General features: G+C 65.5%; 14 protein-coding genes. 1 reads left to right on the forward strand and 13 read right to left on the reverse strand.

Annotation, left to right across the window (positions count from 1 at the left end; translation table 11 throughout):
- Positions 1-7 precede the first annotated feature (7 nt).
- The 12 genes from ACSQ12_RS19900 to ACSQ12_RS19955 all read right to left on the reverse strand — a co-directional run bounded on the left by ACSQ12_RS19900 (position 8) and on the right by ACSQ12_RS19955 (position 12258).
- Positions 8-394, reverse strand: coding sequence for a hypothetical protein (locus ACSQ12_RS19900; protein ID WP_436067032.1), 387 nt, complete (start codon positions 392-394; stop codon positions 8-10).
- 283 nt (positions 395-677) lie between these two features.
- The gene (locus ACSQ12_RS19905; RefSeq protein WP_209742114.1) at positions 678-1511 is read right to left on the reverse strand and encodes an alpha/beta fold hydrolase; all 834 of its coding nucleotides are present in this window, start codon (positions 1509-1511) and stop codon (positions 678-680) included.
- 108 nt (positions 1512-1619) lie between these two features.
- The gene (locus ACSQ12_RS19910; RefSeq protein ID WP_209742113.1) at positions 1620-2042 is read right to left on the reverse strand and encodes a heat shock protein transcriptional repressor HspR; all 423 of its coding nucleotides are present in this window, start codon (positions 2040-2042) and stop codon (positions 1620-1622) included.
- A gap of 43 nt (positions 2043-2085) precedes the next feature.
- Complete coding sequence (locus tag ACSQ12_RS19915; RefSeq protein WP_209742112.1) at positions 2086-3072, reverse strand: DnaJ C-terminal domain-containing protein; 987 nt, start codon at positions 3070-3072, stop codon at positions 2086-2088.
- Positions 3073-3174: 102 nt separating this feature from the next.
- Positions 3175-3867, reverse strand: a complete 693-nt coding sequence (locus ACSQ12_RS19920; protein ID WP_436066630.1) for a nucleotide exchange factor GrpE — start codon at positions 3865-3867, stop codon at positions 3175-3177.
- A gap of 2 nt (positions 3868-3869) precedes the next feature.
- A complete protein-coding gene (dnaK, locus tag ACSQ12_RS19925; protein ID WP_209742110.1) occupies positions 3870-5750 on the reverse strand; it encodes a molecular chaperone DnaK in 1881 nt (626 codons plus the stop codon).
- Positions 5751-6029: 279 nt separating this feature from the next.
- Positions 6030-6431 carry a hypothetical protein gene (locus ACSQ12_RS19930; protein ID WP_436066631.1) on the reverse strand — a complete coding sequence of 134 codons (402 nt, stop codon included), beginning with the start codon at positions 6429-6431 and terminating at the stop codon, positions 6030-6032.
- A gap of 85 nt (positions 6432-6516) precedes the next feature.
- On the reverse strand, positions 6517-8052 hold the full coding sequence (gene arfA, locus ACSQ12_RS19935) for an arabinosylfuranosidase ArfA (RefSeq protein WP_436066632.1): 1536 nt from the start codon (positions 8050-8052) through the stop codon (positions 6517-6519).
- A 60-nt stretch (positions 8053-8112) separates the two neighbouring features.
- Positions 8113-9012 carry a carbohydrate ABC transporter permease gene (locus ACSQ12_RS19940; protein ID WP_436066633.1) on the reverse strand — a complete coding sequence of 300 codons (900 nt, stop codon included), beginning with the start codon at positions 9010-9012 and terminating at the stop codon, positions 8113-8115.
- A 2-nt stretch (positions 9013-9014) separates the two neighbouring features.
- Entirely contained in the window at positions 9015-9923 is a 909-nt protein-coding gene (locus tag ACSQ12_RS19945; protein WP_436066634.1) for a carbohydrate ABC transporter permease, read from the reverse strand.
- Positions 9924-9990: 67 nt separating this feature from the next.
- Positions 9991-11322 carry an extracellular solute-binding protein gene (locus ACSQ12_RS19950; RefSeq protein ID WP_436066635.1) on the reverse strand — a complete coding sequence of 444 codons (1332 nt, stop codon included), beginning with the start codon at positions 11320-11322 and terminating at the stop codon, positions 9991-9993.
- A gap of 195 nt (positions 11323-11517) precedes the next feature.
- Positions 11518-12258 (reverse strand): TetR/AcrR family transcriptional regulator, encoded by a 741-nt coding sequence (locus tag ACSQ12_RS19955; RefSeq protein ID WP_436066636.1) that lies wholly within the window; start codon positions 12256-12258, stop codon positions 11518-11520.
- A gap of 158 nt (positions 12259-12416) precedes the next feature.
- Here ACSQ12_RS19955 and ACSQ12_RS19960 point away from each other — a divergent pair, with 158 nt between their 5' ends.
- Positions 12417-13346, forward strand: coding sequence for an NAD-dependent epimerase/dehydratase family protein (locus tag ACSQ12_RS19960; RefSeq protein ID WP_436066637.1), 930 nt, complete (start codon positions 12417-12419; stop codon positions 13344-13346).
- A gap of 13 nt (positions 13347-13359) precedes the next feature.
- Here the strand turns inward: ACSQ12_RS19960 and ACSQ12_RS19965 are convergent, their stop codons facing one another.
- Positions 13360-15576: an MMPL family transporter gene (locus ACSQ12_RS19965; protein ID WP_436066638.1), complete on the reverse strand. Its 2217-nt coding sequence runs from the start codon at positions 15574-15576 to the stop codon at positions 13360-13362.
- Between the last annotated feature and the right edge of the window lie 30 nt (positions 15577-15606).

Raw genomic sequence — 15606 nt, forward strand, 5'->3', positions numbered from 1 at the left:
CGCTCCCTCACCCCATGGCCGGGGCCAGGGACCTTCCCGCGGACAGCTGCTTCCGGGCCCAGCGGGCGAGTTTCGTGCCCTTGCCCTTCCACCAGTTGTCCTCGTCCTTGTCGTGGTGCAGGCGGAAGATGATCATCACCATCACGAAGACGCCCATGGCAACGTCCATCCATGACCAGAACACGGCGTCAACCAGGACGCTGATGCCCATCACAAGGACGGACGGCAGTGCCAGCGTCCGGAAGACGGTGCTGGCGATGTAGCGCCGATGGGACCTGGGCACGGACAGAGCACGGACCATGTCAAAACAGAGGCAGGCAACCACCATTGCCTGCCCCAGGGACAGGATGACCAAACCGGCCATCGACCCGGCGAACATGGCAACGGATTCCATCCCCGCGCTCACCGGACGCCGCCTTGTATGGCAAGGCGCGGACAAAACACCATGGGAACGCACAAAACACACATGAGAAAACCCCCAGAGACCAGAGACCAAGCTGTGAGACCAAGCTGTGGTCCATTCAAGCCGCTGCGGCTGCGGTCCGTCACCAGTAGTGTGTACTCTATTCTGCCGGCCCGGGTCGCCGCAGGCGTCCCAAGTACCGCAAACGCGAGTACTCAGTCCGGCGTCCGGTCCCCTGCCTGTTTCGGTCAGATCAGCATCGCGTCACGCACTCCTACTTCTTCAGGAAGGCCAGGAGTGCCTCGTTGATTTCCTTCGCGTGGGTCCAACACATCCCGTGCGGCGCCCCCTCGATCTCCACGTAGTCTGCGTTGGGCAGTGCATCCTTGAACCGGCGGCCGGCCACGTCAATGGGCAGGATGTTGTCCGCGGTTCCATGGACGATGAGCGAAGGGACATCGATCTTCGGGATATCGGCGCGGAAGTCGGTCAGCCAGGTGGGCTGGGCGGCCACGGAGGCGTGCGCGGAGGACTTGCTGGCAGTGGCCCAGTTGGCACGCAGCGCTTCTTCGCTGAGGCGGCTGCCCAGGGTGTCGTCGGTGTTGAAGAAGTTCTTGAAGAACTCCGTGAAGAACGCGTAGCGGTCTTCCTTCACTGCACTCAGCAGGCCGTCGAACACGTCCTGGGGAACGCCGTCGGGGTTGTCTTCCGTCTTCAGCAGGAACGGCTCGAGGGAGCCGAGGAAGACGGCCTTGGAAACCCGGTCCGAGCCGTAGGTGCTGAGGTAGCGGGCCACCTCGCCGGTGCCCATCGAGAAGCCCACCAGCACGGCATCGGCCAGGTCGAGCTCGGTGAGGAGGGTGTTAAGGTCGGCGGCAAAGGTGTCGTAGTCGTAGCCCTCGGTGGGCTGGCTGGACTTGCCGAAGCCGCGGCGGTCATAGGTGATGACCCGGTAGCCAGCCTCGAGCAGCGCGCTGGTCTGCCGTTCCCACGATGCGCCGTCCAGCGGGTAACCGTGGATGAGGACCACTGGCTGTCCCTGCCCGTGGTCCTCGTAGTAGAGCTCAACGGTGGTGCTGTTTTCTTTTCCAACAGAGACAAAGGCCATGAGGCGTTCCTTCCGGGACAGTGAAGACTGGCAGTGAACAGGCGTAACCATCCACTCTGTTCCGGCATCCCGGAGCTGTCAAGAACAACAGCGCGCTCCCGCCCGCGGTCACTCCGTGGGGCGGGGCCGCCACACCACCACGGCCTGGGAGCGGGCGCGGGGACGCTGGCCGCGGGCCAGGCTCACCACGTCGCCGGCTGCTCCGGCCGCGAAAATGCGCGAATCCAGCGGGCTGCGGCGGCGGCCGAGCTCCTCGGTCAGTTCGGTCACGCGGCGCTGCAGCGCAGCCACCTGGTTTTCCAGCTGGAGGATGCGTTTGATGCCCTCCAGCGACACCCCTTCGTGGGAGAGCCGCTGCACCTCGCGAAGCACATTGACGTCCCGCTGGGAGTACCGCCGGGATTTGCCGGGCGCGCGGCTGGGCGAGACGATGCCCAGACGGTCATACTGCCGCAACGTCTGCGGGTGCATGTCCGCCAGCTCCGCAGCCACAGAGATCACGAAGATCGGCTGATCGAAATCAATGTCCATGGCCGGCTCCTCCCGCTAGTCCCAGTCCGTGCACGTGCGTTTCCTAGAGGCGTGCCTTGGCTGCCAGCCCCGCCCGCACGTCCTGGCCGTCGGTGGCCGCGGCGAACGCCTTCACGGCTTCCTCCGCTTCCTTGGTCAGCTTCTGCGGAACCACGACGTCGATAGTCACCAGCAGGTCGCCGGTGGCCTTCGCGTGCTTCACCCCGCGGCCCTTGACGCGCAGCGTCCGGCCGGACGGCGTCCCTGCCGGGACACGGACCTTGACCTTCTCGCCGTCGATCGTGGGTACTTCAATGTCGGCACCCAGCGCAGCTTCCGGGAAGGTGACCGGAACATGGATGCGGAGATTGTCGCCGTCGCGCGTATAGAAGTCATGGCCCTTGACGTTGACGGTGACCATCAGGTCGCCGTTGCCCGCCGGGCCGTACTGTCCCTTGCCGCGCACGCGGACCTTCTGCCCGTCCTTGATCCCGGCCGGGACTCGGACGTCGATCACATCGCCGTCCGGCTCGCGCAGGCCGATGGTGGTGCCGCGGATGGAACCGGCGAAGGAAATGGTGGTGGTGGCAGTACGGTCGGCGCCCTTCTGCGGGGCGCGCTGGAACCCTGCACCGGAACCGGGTCCGCCGAACTGTCCGCCGAAGAGGTCGGCGAACTCCGGCGGAATGCCGCCGGAGGTGCTGTAGCCCCCGGAGTGGCGTCCGCCGCCGCCGGTGAAGAGGCCGCCGAAGAGGTCCTCGAAGCCCGCACCGCCCGCTGCGCCGCCCCCGCCGCCCGGAGCAAACCGCGCACCGCCGCCCATGGCACGGATGGCATCATACTGCTGGCGCTCATCCGGATCCGAGAGCACGGAGTACGCCTCGGAGATGTCCTTGAACTTCTTCTCCGACGCAACATTCCCCGCATTGGTGTCCGGGTGGTGCTGCCGCGCAAGCTTCCGGTAAGCCTTCTTGATATCGGCGTCGGAAGCGTCCTTGGCGACTCCAAGGATCTTATAGAAGTCCTTGTCGACCCAGTCCTGGCTAGCCAATGGCGTTTCCTTTCAAAAGTACAAAAAGCGTTAAGGCGAGATTACCGCTGAGCGACGAACGGATGAGGGGGCGGGGCCCCCTCATCCGTCTGTCGTTGGTTACTACGCCGGAACTGCGACGATAACCTGTGCCGCGCGGAGGACCCGCTCGCCGGACTTGTAGCCGGAGCGCAGGACCTGGCTGACGGTGTCGATTTCGACATCCTGGCCGGGCTGCTGGATGAGGGCCTCGTGGATCGTGGGATCGAACTCCACGCCGGTCTCATCGATGCGCACCAGGCCGTAGGTCTTCAGCGCGCTCTCCAGCTTGGCGGCGATCGCGGCGAACGGGCCGTCGGCCAGGTCGCCGTGCTGGCGGGCGGCGTCGACGTCGTCCAGCACCGGAAGCAGCGAGTTCAGGACGCCGATGACGGCCATCTCCCCTGCCACGGCACGGTCGCGTTCCACGCGCTTGCGGTAGTTGACGTATTCGGCCTGCAGGCGGCGGAGATCGTTCCTGAGTTCCTCCGCCTCCTCGGCGCCTACGCCCTGGGCCACCGATTCCTCGGCCGGAACCTCAACGCTGTTGAGGATGTCCTCGGCCTGGGACAGTGCGTCCCCGGAACCGGTGTTCCCTGCGGGTGCGTGTTCCTGGTCAGGGTGGCGGGCCTGGCCGGTCTTCGGATCAACCTTGCGGTTGTCGTGGATCACCGGTTTCTGCGGCTCGTTCTCCTGGCGCTCGTCTTCCCGGCTCTCGCGCTCGTGCTGCTGGCCTGCGGAAGAGTTGTGCTCTTCCTCGTTACCGTGGTGCGGCATGATTACTTCTTCTCGTCTTCGTCAACGATCTCGGCGTCGACAATGTCCTCATCGGAAGCAGAGCCAGCCTTGGCACCTTCGGAGCCCGCGGCACCCTCTGCGCCTGCGGTACCCGTGGCACCGTCCGGCGAACCGGCCTGTGCGTAGATGGCTTCGCCGAGCTTGCTCTGGGAAGCCTGCAGCTTCTCAAAAGCGGTCTTCACGGCGGCGTCATCGGTGCCTTCGAGGGCCTTCTTGAGGGCGTCGACGTCGGCCTGGACCTCGGTCTTGACCTCTTCAGGCAGCTTGTCGGCGTTGTCCGCGATCAGCTTGTCCACGGAGTACGCGAGCTGCTCGGCGGTGTTGCGGGTGTCGGTTGCCTCGCGGCGGGCCTTGTCCTCGGCTGCGTGCTCCTCGGCATCCTTGACCATGCGGTCAATGTCTTCCTTGGAGAGCGCGGTGCCGCCGGTGATGGTCATGGACTGTTCCTTGCCGGTGCCCTTGTCCTTCGCCGAGACGTGGACGATGCCGTTGGCGTCGATGTCGAAGGTGACCTCGACCTGCGGGACGCCGCGCGGAGCCGGAGCGATGCCGGTCAGCTCGAACGTGCCCAGCGGCTTGTTGTCGCGGGTGAACTCGCGCTCGCCCTGGAAGACCTGGATGGCCACGGACGGCTGGTTGTCGTCAGCCGTGGTGAAGGTCTCGGACCGCTTGGTGGGGATGGCCGTGTTGCGCTCGATCAGGTGCGTCATGACACCGCCCTTGGTTTCGATGCCGAGGGACAGCGGGGTGACGTCGATCAGCAGCACGTCCTTGCGCTCGCCCTTCAGGACACCGGCCTGCAGCGCGGCGCCGACGGCGACGACCTCATCCGGGTTGACGCCCTTGTTGGGCTCCTTGCCGCCGGCGAGTTCCTTGACGAGCTCGTACACGGCGGGCATGCGGGTGGAACCGCCCACGAGCACGATGTGGTCGATCTCGGAGAGCTTGATGCCGGCTTCCTTGATGACGTCCTGGAACGGCTTCTTGGTGCGGTCCAGGAGGTCCTTGGTGAGGTCCTGGAACTTGGCACGGGTCAGCTGCTCGTCCAGGTGGACCGGGCCGTCGGGGGTGACGGAGAGGTACTGGAGGGAGACATTGGTGCTCGTGGAGGAGGACAGCTCCTTCTTGGCCTGCTCGGCGGCTTCACGGAGGCGCTGCAGGGCGATCTTGTCCTTGGAGAGGTCGATGCCCTTGACCTTGAGCTGGTTCAGCAGGTAGTTGACTACGCGCTGGTCCCAGTCGTCGCCGCCGAGGTGGTTGTCACCGGCGGTGGAGCGCACCTGGATGGTGGAGAAGTTGTCTTCGTCCTTGCCGACTTCCAGGAGGGAGACGTCGAAGGTTCCGCCGCCGAGGTCGAAGACGAGGATGAGTTCATCTTCCTTGCCCTTGTCCAGGCCGTAGGCCAGAGCCGCAGCAGTGGGCTCGTTGACAATGCGGAGGACGTTGAGGCCTGCGATTTCGCCAGCTTCCTTGGTGGCCTGGCGCTGCGCGTCGTTGAAGTACGCGGGAACGGTGACCACGGCGTCGGTGACCTTTTCGCCGAGGTAGGACTCGGCGTCGTTCTTCAGCTTCATCAGGATGCGCGCGGAGATTTCCTGCGCGGTGTACTTCTTGTCATCGATGGCGACGTTCCAGTCAGTGCCCATGTGGCGCTTGACGGAGGCGATGGTGCGATCGATGTTGTTGACGGCCTGGCGCTTGGCGATCTCGCCGACCAGGACTTCGCCGGACTTGGAGAACGCAACGACGGACGGCGTGGTGCGGCCACCCTCGGCGTTGGCAATAACGGTGGGCTCGCCACCTTCGAGAACGGAGACGACGGAGTTAGTGGTTCCGAGGTCGATACCTACTGCACGTGACATGTGTTGCTTCCTTCTTTCCTTGGAAACGCTGGTCGAGATTCAGGCACGCCCACTGATTGAGCGATCTACACTCAACTCTACTCAGGGCGGGATTTAAGTCAATCCAAAGTTGAGTCAACTAGGCTCAACTCATTGGATCGCCAGCGGGATGTGGGAGTACAAGGAGCACTGCTAGGGTCGAAAATGCGCGGATTTCCGCCGGATATTGCGGCGGCATGGCTGAGGTTTCGCTGTGCGTGAAACCGGCGGCCGGGGTCAGCCGGCCGCCGGTCAGGGCTGTCAGGGAATGTCGCCGGTCTCCTCGGCAGTATCCGCCGGGCCGGCGGTACCGGGGGGCGGACCGGCAGTGCCGGCTTTGCCGTAGTCGCCGTCCGGGTACTCGGCTTCCTCCAGAGTCACCAGGTTCTCCCCGGCCGTGCCGGCCTTGCCGTAGTCGCCGGCTTCGTACTCGCCTTCCACGGCGCCGGCAGGTTCCTCGACTTCCCCGGCGGTTCCGTAATCGCCTTCGGGATATTCGCCGTCGCCGCTTGCAGCTTCGGCCTCATGCGCAAGTCCTGCCTTGCCGTAGTCGCCGTCGACGTACTGGCCGCTGTCACCTTCGGCTGCAGGCGCCGGTTCGGTGCTGCGCTGTTGTTCCGCTTCGTTTTCGCTGTTCTGTGGCTTTTCACTGTTCTCTGACACTGACGGTTCCCTCCTGGAAGCATCGGGCGCCCGGACGGGTGCAGGGGCAGTCTATCCATCCGCCCGGCGCTCCAACAGGGGGAACTCAGTTGCGCACGACCTCCAGTTCGATTGCCGCCCAGGACAGCGCGGGCAGGCTCGCGCGGACTTCACCGCCGGCAGCCTTGACACCTTCGAGCGGGGTGAGGCCCACGGCATGGGGGTTGTCCTGCGTGTTGGTAATGAACCGGTCCGCGCCGTCGGGTATCCGCAGCACGTCGGCCCGGACCACCTTCCGGGCATCGAAGCCGCGGAGGACCACCTCGACGTCGGCGGCTTCCTCCAGCCCTCGGTTGGCGAGGAACAAGGCGATGCGCCCGGTTTCCTCGTTCCAGGTGGCGCTGACGTCCACCAGGTCGGCGTCGCCGAATTTTGCGTTGCTGTACTTGTCGGAGTCGACCGCGAGCCGCAGGATCTGCCCGTGTGCCAGTTCGGCCATACGGGCGAACGGATGGAAGATGGTCTGTTTCCACGCCGGGCCGTTTTCTTCGCTGAGGATGGGGGCAATCACGTTGACCAGCTGCGCCTGGTTGGCGATCTTGACCCGGTCACCGTGCCGGAGCAGGGAGTTCAGGAAGGTCCCGACGACCACCGCATCTGTCACGTTGTATTTGTCCTCAATGACGCGGGGGTGCTCGCGCCAGCCGTGCCTGCCCACTTCGGCGGGGCTGTCGGCATCGCCGGGACGGGTGTACCAGACGTTCCATTCGTCGAAGGAGAGGTTGATGTGTTTCTTGTGCTTGCCCTTGGCCCGGACGGCGTCCGCGGTGGCGATCACGGATTCGATGAAGTAGTCCATGTCCACGGCACTGGCCAGGAAACTGCCGGCGTCGCCGTCGTGCTCCTGGTAGTAGGCGTGCAGCGAGACGTAGTCCACCTGCTCGTAAGCGTGGGTCAGGACGGTCTGTTCCCAGGCGCCGAAGGTGGGCATGCCCGAGTTGGAGCTGCCGCAGGCCACGAGTTCGATGTCCGGGTCCACGAAGCGCATGGCCTTGGCGGCTTCCTGCGCCAGCCTGCCGTATTCCTCCGCAGTTTTGTGCCCGATCTGCCAGGGACCGTCCATCTCGTTGCCCAGGCACCACAGCTTGATGTTGAACGGATCCTCATGGCCGTTCTTGCGGCGCAGGTCGGACAGCCGTGTGCCGGACGGAATGTTGGCGTATTCCACGAGTTCGCGGGCGGCATCCACGCCGCGGGTGCCGAGGTTGACCGCTTCCATGACCTCCACCCCGGCTTCACGGGACCAGTCCACGAATTCGTGCAGGCCGAAGGCGTTCGTTTCCAGCGTGTGCCAGGCGCCGTCGAGCCGGCGCGGCCGCTCCGCCACGGGTCCGACGCCGTCCTCCCAGTTGTAGCCGGAGACGAAGTTGCCGCCGGGATACCGGACCACCGTGGCGCCGAGCTCCTTGACGAGGTCCAGGACGTCGCGGCGGAAGCCGCGCTCGTCGGCCCGGGGATGGCCCGGTTCGTAGATGCCTGTGTAGACACAGCGGCCCATGTGTTCGACAAAGGATCCGAAGATGCGGCGGGGAACGTCGCCTACGGTGAAGTCGCGGTCAATGGTGATGCGTGCGCGGGACATTTTTACTCCAGTCCTGGTGAGGGTTGGTGGGTGTTGCAGCGGTCGGACGGGGTGCCGGGTCTAGGTGCCGGCGAGGCCGGTGGTGGCCACGCCCCTGATGATCTGGCGCTGGAAGAACAGGAACACCACGATCAGCGGCAGCGCGGCCAGCAGCGCGGACGCCATGTTCTGGGCGTACTGGATGCCGTAGGCGCTCTTGATGGTCTGCAGGCCCACCGGCAGGGTGAGCAGCGAGCTCTCGTTGGTGGCGATGAACGGCCAGAGGAAGTTGTTCCAGGCCCCGATGAACACGAAGATGGCCACGGCGGCCAGGATGGGCCGGGACAGCGGCAGCACGATCGTGGTGAAGATCCGCAGCCTTCCGGCGCCGTCCATCAGCGCCGCCTCCTCGAGCTCTCGCGGGATCTGGTCAAAGAACTTCTTGAGCACGAACACCATCGGCGAGTGGATCACCTGCGGCAGGATCAGCGCCCAGTAGGTGTCGATCAGGTTCAGCGACTGCATCTGCTGGAACAGCGGGATGATGAGGACCGGCGGCGGAATGATGATGGAGGCCACGATCACTCCCATCAGCATCCTCTTGCCGCGGAAATCGATCCGCGAAATGGCGTAGGCCACGGACGCGGAAATCACCAGCGTGATGGCGGTGATCGCCGCGGACGTGAATAGCGAGTTGAGCGTCCAGGTGGGGATGTTGCCGCTCTGCAGCACTTTGGCAAAGGCATCGAGCGTGAAGCCCGACGCCGGTATCCAGCTGATGGGGGTTGACGCGGCTTCCGTTTCGCTCTTCAGCGCGGTAGCAGTTGCCCAGGCAAAGGGCACCAGCCACGCTACCGCGAGGACCGACACGATGACGGTGGCCAGGATGCGGGACAGCGGCGTCTTCGTGCGCCTGTTTGGCGCCGCCCCGGCGGACCCCTTGGGCTGGAGTGCAGGCTTGGAAAGTGTGGTGGTAGCCATGGCTAGGCGCTCCTTTTCCGTGTAATGAAGACCTGGGCCAGCGCAATGACCAGGATCAGGCCGAAGAAGATGTAGGAAATGGCTGCCGAATAGCCCAGCCGGTAGCCCGTGAATCCGGCCTCGAAGACGTACTGGACGATGGAACGGGTCGCCCCGCCTGGCCCGCCCTCGGTCATCTGGTAAATCTGGTCAAAGACCTTCAGGGACGCGAGGATCTGCAGGATGACGATCATCACCGTGGTGGGGCCCAGCTGGGGAAGGCTGATGGAGAAGAACTGGCGCCAGCCGCCGGCGCCGTCGAGCGAGGCGGCCTCGTAGTGCTGCTGCGGGATGTTCTGCAGCGCCGCCAGGTACAGCAGGAAGTTGAAGCCCACGGTCCACCACACGGTCGCAATCACGATGGCCCACATCGCCACGGCGGGATCGTTCAGCCAGGCCACCGGCGGTATCCCCAGCTTGGCGAGCAGATCATTGAAGAGGCCGAGCTCCGGGTTGTACATCCAGGCGAAGAAGAGCGACACCACGGTGGAGGCCAGCAGGAACGGGGAAAAGAAGGAGAGCCGCCACAGCCACTGCGCCGGCAGGCCCATGTTGACGATTGCTGCCAGCGCCAGGGCGATGACCACGAGGGGTACGGTGCTGATCAGCGTGAAGTACAGGGTGTTCCCCAGCGAGCGCCACATGTCCGAGTCGGCGAACGCCTCGGTGTAGTTGGCCAGGCCGATGAACCCGCTGTTGGCGCCGGTGAGGGACTTACCGGTGAGGCTCATGACGGCGCCGGAAATCATGGGCCAGACCAGGAACATCAGGAAGAAGACGAGGAACGGGGCAGAGAAAGCCCAGCCGTGGATATTGTCACGCCTGGATCGCCGGGATCTCGCGGCGGGCGCTATGGTGCGGGCGGTGCTCATGGGGACTCCTTTGTCACAGGCGGGTTGGTGCTCAAACGGGGTTCGGCTGCCGCGCCGGGTCTGGTGCTCACACCGGGTTCGGCATCGCGAGAACCGTGTTGATGCGCTTCATGAAGGCATCCCAGCCGTCCGCGGCCTTGTCCCGTCCAAGGAACACGTTCTGGACGTTTTCGGCGAAATAGCCCTGGAAGTCTGACCCGGAACCGGTGAACCAGGCTTCGGGGTCGTAGTTGATGATGTCTGCTGCGTGCGCGTAGTCCGCCTGCGGGGTCAGCGCTGCGTACTCCTTGGACTTCACCACCGGCTGGTAGGCCGGAATATGGCCGGCCTCCGCCCAGCTCAGGGAGCCCTTCAGCATCGACGCGACGAACTGGTACACGCCGCGGCGTTTGGTCTCGTCCAGCGTGGCCTGGTGCGGGAGCACGAACGAGTGGGAGTCGGCAAAGGCCGCCGGCGTTCCGAAAAGGGTGGGAATGGTGCTGGCACCGAGCGGAACGCCTGCTGTCTTCATGGTGGGCAGCTCCCAGACGCCGGTGAAAAGTAGCCCCGAACCCTGGCTGGCGAACTCCGCGATGGCCGTGCCGCCGTCGCCGCTTTTGGTGGAAATGGTGTTGTCCAGCAGTGACGTGATGAATTCCAGGCAGTCGATGGCCACGTCCCGCTCCACCTGCGCCGGCCTGCCGGGATCCAGGACGAAGTCAGCGCCGTGCTGGCGGTAGAGGGTATAGAACAGGCGCCACATCTGCGCGCCGTCGCCCAGGTACCCGTAGGAGAGCCCGTGTTTGCCGGTGACCCGCTGCAGTTCGCGGCTGACCTCGAGGAACTGCGACGGCGAGGAGATCCCGGCCAGCCGGCCGTCCTTTCCTAGCACTCCGGCTTTGTCGGCCAGCTCGGTGTTATAGAGCATCACGAACGGGTGCGAGTCCAGCGCCAGTGAAAATACCTGGCCATTGAATTGGCTCTTCTCCCAGATTCTCGGGCCGAAGTCCTCCGGACGCACGCCGAACTCTGCCAAAAGGTCCAGGTCCCAGGCGTCCAGCAGTCCGCCGGGAGCGTAGCCGGGCACACGGGCCGCATGCATCACGGCCACCTCCGGCGGCCGTCCGCCCGCGGAGGCCATGGCCAGTTTGGTGTAATACGGCGCACCCCACGCGAGCACGGTGGGTTTGATCCTGAAGTCAGGGTGGTCCGCGTTGACTTTGTCGATCATGGCCATCATTTTGATGCCGTCCCCGCCGGAGAGGAGGTGCCAGAACCGGATATCGTTCGCCGCCGCCTGGGCCGCGCCTCCGCAGCCAGTCAGGCTCGCGCCGAGCGAAAGGCTGCCTGCGAGCACACCGCCTCCGAGCAGCAATTGCCTGCGTGTCATCTGCATCGGGCGTGAATCAACTTGCTTCACCGTCACTCCTTTGGACGTAGCCGTTGGAAAAGATCGCCGGCCGCCCGGGCTGCTGCGGCCCGGCTGAGCCGGGCCGGGCCTGGCGGCTGTGGGCTGAGACATACTTTATATCGTTGTAAATTGAGATACAAGGAAAATTTGTTAGCGCTCACAAAGTGGTAGCTGCCACTCTGCTGCCGCACGATGCAGCAGCTTCTATTCGAGCCCGGCGATGCCGGCCAGCACCTGCAGGTGATGCTCAAACAGCGCGTCCTTGGCAGAGAAGGTTCCCTCGCCGTACTGGCCGAATACTTCGAAGCTGATGGCCCCGAAAAGGGATGTCCACACCAGCGCCCCGCGTGCCAGCAGACTGTCCGGAAGCCCTAGGCCCCGCTCTTCGCGGATCACCTTCAAGTCGGCAGCCAGAGCGGGCGGCACCGTGGCCGGAGGCGCCACAGCTGCGGGCCCGTCCGCCTCCAGGGCGCCGGCCTGCCACGCGCCGTCGAGGACGGCCATCAGGCTGTAGATCACCCGGGTCCCCGGTTCCATGGTGCGCTCCGCCGGGGCCCGGTAGCCGGGCACCGGGCTGCCGAAGAGCAGGGCGTAGCGGGCGGGCTCACGGAGGGCCCACGCGCGGACGGCGCGTCCCAGCGCCCGGAAGCGCCCGGGAAAGTCACCCTCCGCAACGCGGCCGACGGCGGCATCCACTTCGTCGCCCAGCTCGCCGTACGCGTCGATCAGCAGCAAGGTGAGGAGTTCGTCCCGGTTTTGCACGTACCGGTACACGGCGGAGGACACCACGCCCAGCTCCCTGGCCACAGCCCGAAGCGACAGCGCAGCCGCTCCGTGGAGGGCCAGATGCTCCCGGCCCAACCGGACAATATCGGCAACGGTTTGCGCCCTGGCGCGCTCCCGCGGGGTGCGAAGGGCCGGGGTGGGGGCATCGACAGCTGGCATGCCTCCAGCATTCCACGGCTCAGAGCAGTGTCAACAATAGAGAGCGGTGCTCTTGACATGAACTGCCTGACGGGCCATTCTTATTTTCGAGAGCACTGCTCTCAGAAGCTGGGCGCTCAAGCAAGCGCAGACTGAGATTTCCAAGGAAAGAGAATCCAATGCCCGAACTCTATGTAGTGACCGGCGCCGGCCCCGTTGGCTGGACCGTGGCGGAGCAGCTTGCCAGCCAGGGGAAGCGGGTGCGGGTCCTGACGCGCTCCGGCAGCGGCCCGGATCACGCCCTCATCGAGAGAATGTCCCTGGACGTCTCCAACCCTGCGCTGCTCGGCGAGGCCTTCGCCGGGGCGTCCGCCGTCTTTCACTGCATCCACGGCTCCGCCTACACTGCGGCGGCGTGGATGCGGGAACTTCCGGCGGCGGAAGAAACCGTGCTGGCGGCTGCCGGCGAGGCGGGCGCCGTCGTCGTATTTCCTGAGAGCCTTTACTCCTATAGCCGGCCCGGCGAGGTCATGGCGGAGGACAGCCCGCGGGAGGCGCAGGGCGGAAAGCGCGGTGTCCGGACAGCCCTGCTCAAGGCGCGCGCCGCGTCCCCCGCCAACACCGTCAGTGTAGTGGCGGGCGATTTCTTCGGGCCTCGGGTGCGGACCTCCCACGCCGGCGAACGCATTGTCCCGGCGGTGCTGGCCGGAAAGAGGCTGCTGGTGATCGGCAACGCGGACCAGCCGCACGCCTTCACCTATGTGCCGGACCTTGCCGCCGCCATGATCCGTGCCGCGCAGACGCCGTCCCTGTGGAACCGGGTGTGGCACGCACCCACGGGACCGGCCGTCACGCAGCGCCAGCTGGCAGCGGCCTTCGCGGAAGCCGGCGGGGCGCCGGCACCCAAAATGGGTGCGGTACCCGGCTGGCTCCTCAGGGCCATGGGACGCTTCTCCTCCGACACCCGGGAGCTGGCCGAGATGCTCTACCAGTTCGAGCAGCCGTTCGTGATGGACTCGCGGGTGAGCGAGGCCGGCCTGGGCCTGCATCCGACTCCGCTGCCGGAAGCCGCGGCGGCAACGGTGGCGTGGTGGCGGGCCCAGGCGTGACGCCGCAGCGCGACTACCTGCGCCCGGCGCCCTCCAGGTCGGTCTCCAGGCTTCCCTCGTCGCCGCGCGATCCGGCGAGCGCGCGTTCGTCTTCCTCCAGCCGCCCCGGCTTGCTCGGCCACCAGATCCGCCGGCCCAGATCGTAGGAAAGCGCCGGGACCAGCAGCGAACGGACCAGTACGGTGTCCAGCAGGACGCCGAAGGCCACGATAAAGGCGAGCTGGACCAGGAACATGATGGGGATGACGCCCAGCGCCGCAAAGGTCGCGGCGAGGACCACGCCCGCGGACGTAATGACGCCGCCCGTCACTCCGAGGCCCCTCAGGATTCCGGGCCTGGTTCCGTGCTTGAGTGATTCCTCCCGGACCCGGCTCATCAGGAAGATGTTGTAGTCCACGCCCAGGGCCACCAGGAACACGAAGCCGAACAGCGGCACCGTGGCATCGGCGCCCGGGAACCCGAAGATGTTGTTGAACACGAGTGCCGATACGCCCATGGCGGCGGCGTAGGAAAGGACCACCGAGGCCACCAGCAGGACCGGGGCCAGCACCGAGCGCAGCAGCAGAATGAGGATCACCAGGATGACGGCGAGCACCACGGGGATGATGACCACCAGGTCGCGCTGGGCAGTGGTGTTGGTGTCCAGGGCCGTGGCGGTCACGCCGCCCACCAGCGCGCCGGCGTCGATCTTCTTGAGGTCTTCCCGGAGCTTCACCACGACGTTCTCGGCGCCACTGGAATCGGCCGCGTAGTTCAGCGTTGCATTGATCAGCACCTTCCCCTCGCGGACATCGGGCGCGCTCGGGGCACCCGGGGCGCCTGTGATCGGAACACTTCCTTCACCCAGGAGGTAGGCGTCGCCGACGCCGTCAGTCGCCTTGGTCTTGTCCAGCACCTCCTGCGCCTTCGCTTCGTCGGCGACAATCACCGCGGGACTGCCGGAGCCGGCGTCGAAATGGCGCGCCAGGGCGTCCTGGCCGTCCACCGCGTTGGAGGCGGTGAGGATGACGTCGGTTTGGGACACACCGTTGGCTTTGAGCTGCAGGATGCCTGCGGACGCCACCAGGAGAAGCAGCACGGAGGCAACCCAGACAGTACGTGGCCGGCGGGACACGAGGGAACCGGTAGCGCGCCACAGCCCCTTCTGGCCCTCAAGGCCGGTGACGAACTGAGGTTCACGTTCGGCCTCGGGCACCAGCTTGGGCCGGAACGGCCAGAAGGCCGTACGGCCCAGCAACGCCATCAGGGCAGGGAGCAGCGTGAGGGCTGCAAAGAGCGAACACAGGATGCCGGCTGCCGCCACCGGCCCAAGGGCCTTGTTGGAGTTGAGATCGGAAAAAAGCAGGCACAGCAGGGCGATGATCACGGTGGCGCCGGAGGCCAGGATGGGCTCGAAAGAGGCCTTCCATGCCGTAAGGACGGCGGCGGTGCGGTTGGTGGTGTGGGTCAGCGCCTCGCGGAATCTGGCCACATACAACAGCGCGTAGTCCGTTGCAGCACCGATGACCAGGATGGAGAGGATGCCCTGGCTTTGGCCGTTCAGCTGGATCCAGCCGAGCTTGGCCATCCCGAAAACCAGCAGGATGGCTGCACAGAGCGCAAACACTGAAGTGAAGAGCACGGCAATCGGCAGCAGCAAGGAGCGGTAGACAATTAAGAGGATCACAAAGACGGCCCCAAGGGCCACGAGCAGCAGGATGCCGTCAATTCCGGCAAAGGCGCTCACCAGGTCAGCGGTCAGTCCCGCGGGGCCGGTCACGAAGGTCTGCATTCCTTCCGGGGCCGATGCCTTGACCTCGTCCCGGAGCTCCTGGACGATCTCCTTGACCTCGCCCGAGGATGAAATGGGCACCAGGAACTGAACCGCTTTCCCGTCCTCCGACGGGATGGGCCCGATGACCGCGCCGCCTGCCTGCAACTCCTCAAGCTTGGCCTTGAGGGCGGCAGCCTCACCCAGCTGGGCAGGCGTAAGGGCGGAATCGTTTTCAATGACGATGACAGCCGGGATCTCGTCCGAGTCCCTGAACTTGGCCTGCCAGTCCTGGGCCTCCGTGGCTTCCGCACCGGAGGGCAGGAACGAGGCCTGGTCGTTCGAGGACACTTCCTCCAACCGGCCGAACGTGGGGCCGCCAACACCGGCGATGGCCAGCCAGGTAAGCACAAGCAGGACGGGCACCAGCCATCGCAGCCAGAACGGGACGCGCTCCCGGGAGCGGGGTTTGGGTTTCATGGTTCCTTCTGGAGGTCGTGGACGGAGTAG

This window comes from Arthrobacter sp. LjRoot14, assembly GCF_964253905.1.
Lineage (GTDB): Bacteria > Actinomycetota > Actinomycetes > Actinomycetales > Micrococcaceae > Arthrobacter.

Coding starts and splice junctions, on each gene's coding strand:
- ACSQ12_RS19900 (WP_436067032.1), bottom strand. CDS start 394: ATGGAATCCGTTGCCATGTTCGCCGGGTCGATGGCCGGTTTGGTCATC.
- ACSQ12_RS19905 (WP_209742114.1), bottom strand. CDS start 1,511: ATGGCCTTTGTCTCTGTTGGAAAAGAAAACAGCACCACCGTTGAGCTC.
- ACSQ12_RS19910 (WP_209742113.1), bottom strand. CDS start 2,042: ATGGACATTGATTTCGATCAGCCGATCTTCGTGATCTCTGTGGCTGCG.
- ACSQ12_RS19920 (WP_436066630.1), bottom strand. CDS start 3,867: ATGCCGCACCACGGTAACGAGGAAGAGCACAACTCTTCCGCAGGCCAG.
- dnaK (WP_209742110.1), bottom strand. CDS start 5,750: ATGTCACGTGCAGTAGGTATCGACCTCGGAACCACTAACTCCGTCGTC.
- arfA (WP_436066632.1), bottom strand. CDS start 8,052: ATGTCCCGCGCACGCATCACCATTGACCGCGACTTCACCGTAGGCGAC.
- ACSQ12_RS19940 (WP_436066633.1), bottom strand. CDS start 9,012: ATGGCTACCACCACACTTTCCAAGCCTGCACTCCAGCCCAAGGGGTCC.
- ACSQ12_RS19945 (WP_436066634.1), bottom strand. CDS start 9,923: ATGAGCACCGCCCGCACCATAGCGCCCGCCGCGAGATCCCGGCGATCC.
- ACSQ12_RS19955 (WP_436066636.1), bottom strand. CDS start 12,258: ATGCCAGCTGTCGATGCCCCCACCCCGGCCCTTCGCACCCCGCGGGAG.
- ACSQ12_RS19960 (WP_436066637.1), top strand. CDS start 12,417: ATGCCCGAACTCTATGTAGTGACCGGCGCCGGCCCCGTTGGCTGGACC.
- ACSQ12_RS19965 (WP_436066638.1), bottom strand. CDS start 15,576: ATGAAACCCAAACCCCGCTCCCGGGAGCGCGTCCCGTTCTGGCTGCGA.